7 protein-coding genes and 1 pseudogene are annotated in these 8,753 nt (G+C 36.2%); 3 read left to right on the forward strand and 5 right to left on the reverse strand.

Annotated elements, in window-relative coordinates; genetic code table 11:
* Nucleotides 1–57 precede the first annotated feature (57 nt).
* The 4 genes from MHH78_RS33780 to MHH78_RS33795 all read right to left on the reverse strand — a co-directional run bounded on the left by MHH78_RS33780 (nt 58) and on the right by MHH78_RS33795 (nt 4,694).
* Entirely contained in the window at nt 58–717 is a 660-nt protein-coding gene (locus MHH78_RS33780; RefSeq protein ID WP_341170467.1) for an ABC transporter ATP-binding protein, read from the reverse strand.
* A 5-nt stretch (nt 718–722) separates the two neighbouring features.
* Nucleotides 723–1,994, reverse strand: coding sequence for an ABC transporter ATP-binding protein (locus tag MHH78_RS33785; RefSeq protein WP_341170468.1), 1,272 nt, complete (start codon nt 1,992–1,994; stop codon nt 723–725).
* Between the two features lie 1,003 nt (nt 1,995–2,997).
* Nucleotides 2,998–3,441 (reverse strand): hypothetical protein, encoded by a 444-nt coding sequence (locus tag MHH78_RS33790; RefSeq protein WP_341170469.1) that lies wholly within the window; start codon nt 3,439–3,441, stop codon nt 2,998–3,000.
* Nucleotides 3,442–4,250: 809 nt separating this feature from the next.
* Nucleotides 4,251–4,694, reverse strand: a complete 444-nt coding sequence (locus MHH78_RS33795; RefSeq protein ID WP_341170470.1) for a hypothetical protein — start codon at nt 4,692–4,694, stop codon at nt 4,251–4,253.
* Nucleotides 4,695–5,016: 322 nt separating this feature from the next.
* On the opposite strand from MHH78_RS33795, the pseudogene tnpA reads away from it, so the two are divergent.
* The 3 genes and pseudogenes from tnpA to MHH78_RS33810 form a co-directional block, all read left to right on the forward strand.
* A pseudogene (tnpA, locus tag MHH78_RS33800) lies at nt 5,017–5,460 on the forward strand (IS200/IS605 family transposase); the annotation flags it as partial.
* Between the two features lie 970 nt (nt 5,461–6,430).
* Entirely contained in the window at nt 6,431–6,916 is a 486-nt protein-coding gene (locus tag MHH78_RS33805) for a transposase (RefSeq protein ID WP_341170471.1), read from the forward strand.
* Nucleotides 6,917–7,031: 115 nt separating this feature from the next.
* Nucleotides 7,032–7,817, forward strand: a complete 786-nt coding sequence (locus MHH78_RS33810) for a transposase (RefSeq protein ID WP_341170472.1) — start codon at nt 7,032–7,034, stop codon at nt 7,815–7,817.
* A gap of 366 nt (nt 7,818–8,183) precedes the next feature.
* Here the strand turns inward: MHH78_RS33810 and MHH78_RS33815 are convergent.
* Nucleotides 8,184–8,753, reverse strand: a 570-nt coding sequence (locus MHH78_RS33815; protein WP_341170473.1) for a helix-turn-helix domain-containing protein, incomplete at its 5' end; no start/stop codon positions are given.

Raw genomic sequence — 8,753 nt, forward strand, 5'->3', positions numbered from 1 at the left:
TTATTTCAAAATATTAAAACAGATAGAGAAACATGTTGGTTAATTCTCCGAGGGCGTTCAAGAAACAAGTCCATCTTGAGTTAGAAAATAAGTAAAGTCGCATTCAGAGGCGATGGTTGTATTATGTGTAGCAAGTAATATAATAGCACCCTCTGACTTAAGTGTATTAAAACAGTTGATCACTAATCCAGCTGTCTCTTCATCTAAAGATGCTGTTGGTTCATCAGCTACAATAAGCATCGGCTTCATGAGTAAAGCGCGAATAATGCCTATACGCTGCAGTTCTCCTCCTGATAATTTTTCAATTTTACTATTAAGGATCTGATCAACTTGTAAAAAGTGAGACAATTTTTTAATATGATCATACACTTCGATTTGACTCTTGTTTTTTTTATTAAACCACAATGGTACCGTAATATTCTCAAGTGCTGTAAGTTTAGGAATCATGGGGTTATGTTGCGAAATATATCCTATATACTTGCCCCTTATTGAACTGAGGTCATTTAAGGACATATCCTTAAATTTAATGTTTCCTAGAAGCACTTCACCCTCAGAAGGTTTTTCCAAGCCGGCTACTAAATTCAGTAGAGTGCTTTTTCCAGTACCGCTTTTTCCTTGCAAGGCCACAATTTGACCCGGTTCTACTTCTAAGTATATATTCTCAAAAATTAATTTTTCTCTGTAGCACTTTTTAATATTTGCTAATGAAAGTGTCATTTTAATCACCCCTTCAAATGCTGTACAATATCAAGGCGTTTAAATGTATATCTTATAGAAACGTTAGCTATAAAGATTAAAAGAGCGTAAATGCTTGTTATAATTATGCTGTAGTTTATTATTATAGGTAGCGGTTTGTAGATTAAATAGAAAACAGGAATCAATGGAAGAACAGCACTAATCGCAAAACCTACTATGAATTGATTTCTGGTGATTGAATATAGCCTGGACATGCTCGCACCTGAGACCAAAAATATTTTATAGACATCAAAATTCCTTTTTATGATCATTGTAATTGACCAAAACAGAAGTAAGGTTGTTATCAACCCCATTATTCCTGTTATTAACAAAAGAGTATTTCGGTTTGCTTCTGTCATTTTCACTAATGAGTTTATAGCTAAAGTATTAGCGCCAATGATTTGAAAGTCGCTAAACCCTACTGATTGAGAGACGTTAGCTAATTCTTTTCTTACCTGTAATGGTGATAAATCTGTGATAAGCATTCCATTTATTTGGGTTAACAACGAAGCCTTAATGAATAATCCGTTACTTTGTAGATTAACATTATTATTAAAAGACATTAAAGGGAAAATAATATAAGAATCCAAGAAAAGTTCTGGATCAGCAATGGATAGTATTTTTTGTGACGAGCCTACGATTCCTGTAACAATTCCTTTAAAACTATGTTGGTAATATATAAAATCTATGGTATCCCCAATTTTATAAATTCCGTTGTAATTTGATCCTAATAACATTGGGATTTGTTCTTTCTCACCATCGTAAACAAAGTCTTCTGATCTAAACAATTGGCCATCACTTAATTGGACATTATTTAATTCAAACACTTTTTCATTTAATTGAAGGGATTTAATCATACGGTAATACCTTCCGTTTACCTTGTAAGCTGGCTGATTATTACCTTCCTCATAATAAGCATCGAAATGAACATCACCTTTAAAATCTGTTATTTCTATAGGTTGCCATTTTGAGATGTAGTAGTTTAAATGTTTTCTTTTATCTAATTCTCCTGAGAAATTGTTCAATAGTTTCATACTATTCTCATTAGAAAAAAATTCTTTCTCTTTTTCATTATATAAATCATCTGACAGTTGGTACAAATTCTTCCCTTTGTAATTATTGGTAGTCTTAACTTCTAACGTCGCCTGTTTGAAATTTATAGTGAATTGAAGAATTAAAATTGAAAAGAAAATTAAAGCGATGATTAATAATGCGTAGATTAATTTTGATTGTCTAAATAATGCTCGTACAACCTTCAAAACTGTTTGCCCCCTCTTAAGATAGTATATCTAAATACAGTAAACATCTGAAACATAAGTATAATTACAAAAAGGTAAACCAGTAATAAACAAGATCGGTATATCCATTCCATATCCCAAAGTTGATAAAGATAGATGTTGAAAAATATACAAAAGGATATTGATATCAAAGAAAAACATAAATAAAGACCCGCTTTATTTATTATTAATTTTTGTATTATTTTCTTTGAAGCGTATCCTGAAATGAAAAGTATAATTATAAGTTTCCTATCGTTTTGGGTCCAAATATAGACAAGCATTGTGGAAAGAGAGATCAAAAAAAAGATTCCAATGGATAAACAGGCAGTTAAAAAAATATTTGATTTTAAAGAGTATGTTCCATATTTTTGGAAATATAGTTCTTTAATTTCATTTGTGGTTAAATATTTATTTAGTTTAACTTTAGCATTTCGTTCTGAAGTAGAGAAAACGAAGTTCGTCCCGTTTTTAGACATTAAATCCTCATTACTAATTAACCAAGTTTGTATTCGTAATCTATAGGAATTCTTAGCATTAAATATCCCAATAATTTTATAGTCCTTAGGAATTAAATTTATGTCCACTAGATCTCCAATAATGGCAACTTTACCGTTGTTTATGGATCTCACTTTGGAGGAATAGTTAATGGGAGGTAATTTCACATTTCCTTTAATCCGGACATGTTTTATGTTAGGAGATTTATTTTCATATTGCATGATAATAAAATTAGACACAGTTTCATTTACTGGTTTTATTTTATCTTTAATCTTAAAAGATATAGAATTACTATTCACATATCCATTATTTATCATGTTTGTGTAATCGAGATTTGCTTGTATCCAAAACATAAAAAAAGTTAGGAGACATACCAATAGTAAAATAATGCTGTAGGTGTGACTATGATTTTTTTTGAGATATATTCTGAACATTTAATTATTTTAAAAGAGGTAATTTTTCAATTACCTCTCTCTGGTCTCCTAAATTTTTATGAACCCCAATAGGTTTTTGCCGTATAGCTACTAAAATTGACGTTTTCCCAGCTGCTATAAGCCTGCGTAACATCCCGACCGTATACACGTCCAGAATCTCCTAAAGTTGAACCATCGTACCAACTTTCAAATCTAGCAACGGTATAGTGATATTTACCTTCCCATGCAGTATATCCATATACTCTATACTGTATATCACTCGAACTGTAATTTCGAGACTGCCGCTCACCTCTATGAACTTCAGGCGAAGATCCTACCGGAGGACCAAAAGTGGTATATTCTCCATTTTTAAATGTGGAAACGTTGTTAACAAAATTTCCTTCAGTCTCGCTCCAACCACCAGATGCATCTTCCTGAAAGCTGCCTGCACTAATAGGAGTTACAGCCAGAATAAGACTAGCAGATACCATAAGTCCGGCAATTAATTGTTTGCTTTTCATTTCTAATATACCCCTCCATTTTTTATTTCGAATGCTGGCCAGCTATCGATAAACCCTAGTTTTTGGATTATATTAAAATAGAGAACTTCGTTCCACAAAGGGTGCAAATGTCTCACCGATAGTATTTAACTGTTTAAGAAAAATAATATCTTTTTTATTCGATAATCCAAAATAAAACTTATTATTCCAAATATTGTCGACTTCTTGAATGATAACAATAAAATTACTAAGTGTAAAGGGCGATTCGCTCTATTTATTAAAGAATATAGCATTTAGATTTAAATCCCCTCAATCTGATAGCTATAAAGGAAATATAGAAATATCTAGTACCTTTAAGCGGTGGGCTTCTTTGCAGTCATAAAAACCATAGCATTGAGGTTCTCTGCATATTAATAATCTCCGGATCGACGTCTGGTTACTACCAAACCATTAATTCTCTCAAATAAGCCGATAGTAAGATACCTGTAGAACTAGCGTAAGATATCCAGGTTGTCAACTTTCAGACTTCGTCTCATAGGGTTTGTCTTAGGTAGCGTGCGCTTTCTGTGAAATGAATAATTAAACCGGGGTCTGTGTTTAAGGATAATATGAGTAATCCGGGCTTTAGACGTTCCTAACTCAGGGCTTTCTAAAGCAGGTCGAGTGGCCCGTAATTTGCTCGAAATTGTGGCGATATATACCAAAAGAAAGGAGTTAAGTGTAAGCAGACCTTTAGCTCCTTTCTTTTGGTTGTTAAACTATCTCATTTGTCTATGGATGGTTCGTTACAAAGTTTGCTTAAAGGAGTATTTTTACTATTTTTGAAATTATTAAGAACCCCAATAAGTTTTTGCGATATAAGTAGTCAATTCGATGAATCTCCAGTCGCTATATGCTTGTGTAACATCCCGACCGTATACACGTCCAGAATCTCCTAAAGTGGAGCCATCGTACCAACTTTCAAATCTAGCAACGGTATAGTGATATTTACCTTCCCATGCAGTGTATCCATATACTCTATGTTGTATATTATTTGCACCAGCATTCCGAGACTGCCGCTCACCTCTATGAACCTCAGGCGAAGATCCTACCGGGGGGCCAAAAGTGGTGTATTCTCCATTTTTAAATGAGGAAACATCGTTAACAAAATATCCTCCGGTTTCGCTCCAACCACCAGATGCATCTTCCTGAGAACTGCCTGCACTGATAGGAGTCACAGCCAGAATAAGACTAGCACATACCATAAGTCCAGCAATTAATTGTTTGCTTTTCATTTCTAATATACCCCTCCATTTTTTATTTCGAATGCTGGCCAGCTATCGATAAATCCTAGTTTTTTGGATTTTTTATTCTATAATCCAAAATAAAACTTATTATTCCAAATATTGTCGACGTATTGAATGATAACAATAAAGTTACTTGATGTAAAGTGATGGGAGTGTATTATATTATCTTTTATTATTTTTTTAAAAAATGGAAGTTTAATCGCTACGGATTCAATTCCCCACAGCTTGCTGCGTACTAACTAAGTGTTTGAGCTATAATGAGCATAAAAAAGAAATGTAGAAAGGAACGCTGTGATTTGGGTGAGTATATCATAAATCACATAACGTATCGGTGCTCATGTATCATTTTGGATGTCCAGCAAAGTACAGAAAATCGGTGTTCAGCCCAGAGGTAGATGAATCATTGAAAGAGATCTGTCTGGAGTTATCCAAGAGATATGAGATTATATTTCTGGAAATAGGAACAGATAAAAATCATGTTCATTTCCTGGTGCAGTCCGTTCCGAAGTATAGTCTGACGAAGATCATACAAACGATTAAAAGTATAGCGGCGAGGGAGATATTTGCGAGGCATCCCGAAGTGAAGAAAAAACTATGGGGTGGAGAATTTTGGTCAGATGGATATTTTGTAAACACTGTAAGTAAATTTGGAAGTGAAGCGACCTTAAGAAACTATGTGAAGAAGCAAGGAGTCGTAGAAGAATACGTAAAGTTACACAAAAAGACAGAAGGAGGGCAATTGACCTTCTTCTAAGTGAGTGAAGCGAATTCTCCAGCTAAGATACCCCGCAGCTTGCTACGGGGAGTTTTATTTGTATATTCTGACAAGTGTTCTTGCATGTACATTACTGATTTCAGCCTGTTACAGCAACAATTCGGCACCTTCTAAAAAAGATTCAAACTCAACTGAGAGCAATAAAATTATACAAATGGATGGAGCTAATTATACAATTCCAATAAATAAAAACACAGAAAAGTATAATTTCGCTGTTAAAACCTCTAAGGGCATTGTTTGGTCACTATCACCTACAATGGACATTGCTCCTAGAACCGAGAAAAACCCATTTTATTATCCTACTGAACTATTCTCCTTCTAGTTAAGTTCTCCAGATGAAAAAACACTGCTTATAGAGAAGGCCAATAAGTTATTTACTTTACCGTTGCATGATGGGAAAGTGAATTTAGTAGTGGATGATATGTATCAGTTTCTGTAATTCCAGGAAATGCAGATGGTAGTGATAGCTACGAAGTGTATGTTTATAATATTTCAACCGAGAAAAAGGATAAAGTTGAAACTTATTCTCTCAACAAACAATCAAATTTCAATCGAGTTTATGTACAATAAGAAAAAATACTCTTTAAAACTTCAAGCTAAATAAAAAATTCAAAAAAGGTATCAATTAGGGGTGGCGATTCCGATGAAGTATTTGTCGTCACGGAGTTCTTTGAGAATTAAATAACCTTAGAGAGAAAAACGGACTTCAAACGTATGATGATATAGATAGCTATAGATCAAGATTCGACGTATTCTGAAGCCAAAAGTGAAGAAAGCGATTTAACATACTTAAAGCGCATAATCGAGTAGGAGGCTACCCATTAACTGAGTAGCCGACCTCTCACACCACCGTACGTCAGACTGTCTAACAATTATATAAAAATCTTCGTTTCCGGCATGAAAATAGAAGACATCTGTCGAATCTCTATAACAAAGGAGATGAGCGTGTATGGCTTATATCGAAGGCGAAGATAGACATCAAATTTATCTACTGCCAAATACGTTGGATGACTTTGTCGAAGAAGAAAATCCTGTCCGAGTCATCGATGCTTACGTCGATAGTTTGGTCCTGGAAGAATTGGGGTATCAGGTTTATTCAGGTACCCAAGCGGGACAAAAACCTTATCATCGGGAATATCTTCTCAAGCTCTACCTTTACTGCTATATGAATGGCATCCGCTCCTCTCGCAAGATGGAAACCGAAACGAATAGAAACATTGAACTGATGTGGCTCATTGGCAAGCTCCAGCCAGATCACGGTACTCTATCTGCTTTCATGAAAAATAACCAATCAGCCATAAAGAAGCTGTTTAGAGAGTTCACCTTAATGTTAAAAGGTTTCGGATTGATTGATGGTCAGCTTGTCGCCATTGACGGCACAAAAATAAAGGCAAATTGCTCTAAAAAGCTGCCAATATTATCGCTAAGAAACTAGAGCATATCAATGAAAAAATAGATGCATATTTGTATGGCTTTTTAACGGAGGACAATCGCCAAAAGAACAGGAAATCACTGAAAAGTTAGAGGTCTATCACAAGAGAATGCAGGAGTTGCAGGTCATTAAAGAAGAACTTAAGGAAACAGGTGAAAACCAGCTTTGTGTTACCGATCCGGATGCCAAATCAATGAAAAACAACGGAAAGCATGAAATTTGTTACAATGTTCAAACTGCAGTGGACAGCAAATATAAACTCATCGTGGACTGCGATACGGTCAATGATGTCAACGACCAAGGGCAATTGTCTAATATGGCGCATAAAACAAAGCAGGTTTTTCGTGATCAAAAAACGACAATTGTGGCCGATACAGGCTATTATAATTACCTTGAAATCATCAACGTTGTTGACGAAAGCACAGAGCTCTTCATTAAGCCGCAAAAGGGAAAGCAAAACAAGGTGGCCAGTGGATTTGATAAAGCGAACTTTAAATATGATTCCAGAAACGATAAATATATTTGCCCGTTGAGTTATGAATTACCTTTCAAATGGAATGGAAAACAAGATGGGAAAGAGTATAGGCGTTACACTTGCGAAGCCTTCGACTTTTGCGGACAAAAAGAGTCCTGTACTTCTGCCAAAGGCGGAAGGTCGGTCACGAGACTTAGTGACGAAGAAGTGATCGAACAAATTACCGAAAATACGCGTAAACAAAGTCATATTTATAAGCAAAGAGGACACATTGTGGAGCATCCTTTCGGGACGATAAAACGTCACTGGGGCTATACATACTTTTTAACACGAGGGTTGGCATCAGTAGGTACTGAGACCAAATTGATTTGGCTTGCCTATAATTTAAAGAGAACGATACTGCCGCTCCGGTATCCCCAACTTGCGTAGGAACAAGCTTTACTCCGTCTTTCGGATTTTTTTTCTACCGGGCGTCTGTGAGACCTCCCCGGGTAAGAGCGATAACCTTCCCTTTATCTATCTGCCACATTTACATCCTGGGATTCGGGCAATATTGGACTTTGCTTTGGTATGCAAGCTCGTCCGTCCCATGATGCCTTCTATGTGATTTCTGTTCGTCAGACCGCGGGTTTGCCTCCGGCTTCCTTCAGATTCCGCCTCACGGCGGACACCCTTGCCTTTGGCTAACAGTTCCTACTGCCAAGCCTGTAGCGGACTTTCACCGCCAAGTTATCGCCCATGTCGGGCGCACATAACAAAACACCCATCCGCCCCATAAAGGCAGATGGGTGTTTGCTATACACAATTATTTTTACGATAGTCGGAGGGGTTGATTCCTGTCCATCTTTTAAATTGTCTGCTGAAGTGAGAGAGGTTCTTGTAGCCCAGACGACTTGAAATCTCATTTAAAGATATCCTGGGCTGCTGTAGTAGTATTTTGGCTTCCTGCAGCTTTAAGTCGGATAGATAGGTGCGGGGCGACATTTTATATATTTTTTGAAATACCTCTAATCCATAGTTGGGGCTGATTCCAAGCGAAGCAATGATGGGCTGGATGTGAATGGTGTAATCTGAATTTCCCTGGGTGCAATTTTTCTTAAAAGCCCTCTTGATGGCTTCGGCAATTTCTTTGGCATACTTTGCAGTGGTCATGGATTCGTTAGCATGTATCCCCGTCTGTACCGGCTGGATATCTACAAGCACCTCCAATAACTCGAACAAGACCATTTGTGCTTTTAGCTTTGCTTTGGTGAACGACAACTCAGGTTCATGCAGAATATCGATCCATTTTTGAAGGCATTTTTTCAGCTGGCTATGATACAAATGGGAGGGCTTATAGACCCAGTCACAGTTCTTCATAATTCT

The organism is Paenibacillus sp. FSL H3-0333, from assembly GCF_038002805.1.
Taxonomy (GTDB): Bacteria; Bacillota; Bacilli; order Paenibacillales; family Paenibacillaceae; genus Paenibacillus_AQ; species Paenibacillus_AQ silagei.

Coding starts and splice junctions, on each gene's coding strand:
- MHH78_RS33780 (WP_341170467.1), bottom strand. CDS start 717: ATGACACTTTCATTAGCAAATATTAAAAAGTGCTACAGAGAAAAATTA.
- MHH78_RS33790 (WP_341170469.1), bottom strand. CDS start 3,441: ATGAAAAGCAAACAATTAATTGCCGGACTTATGGTATCTGCTAGTCTT.
- MHH78_RS33795 (WP_341170470.1), bottom strand. CDS start 4,694: ATGAAAAGCAAACAATTAATTGCTGGACTTATGGTATGTGCTAGTCTT.
- MHH78_RS33805 (WP_341170471.1), top strand. CDS start 6,431: ATGGCTTATATCGAAGGCGAAGATAGACATCAAATTTATCTACTGCCA.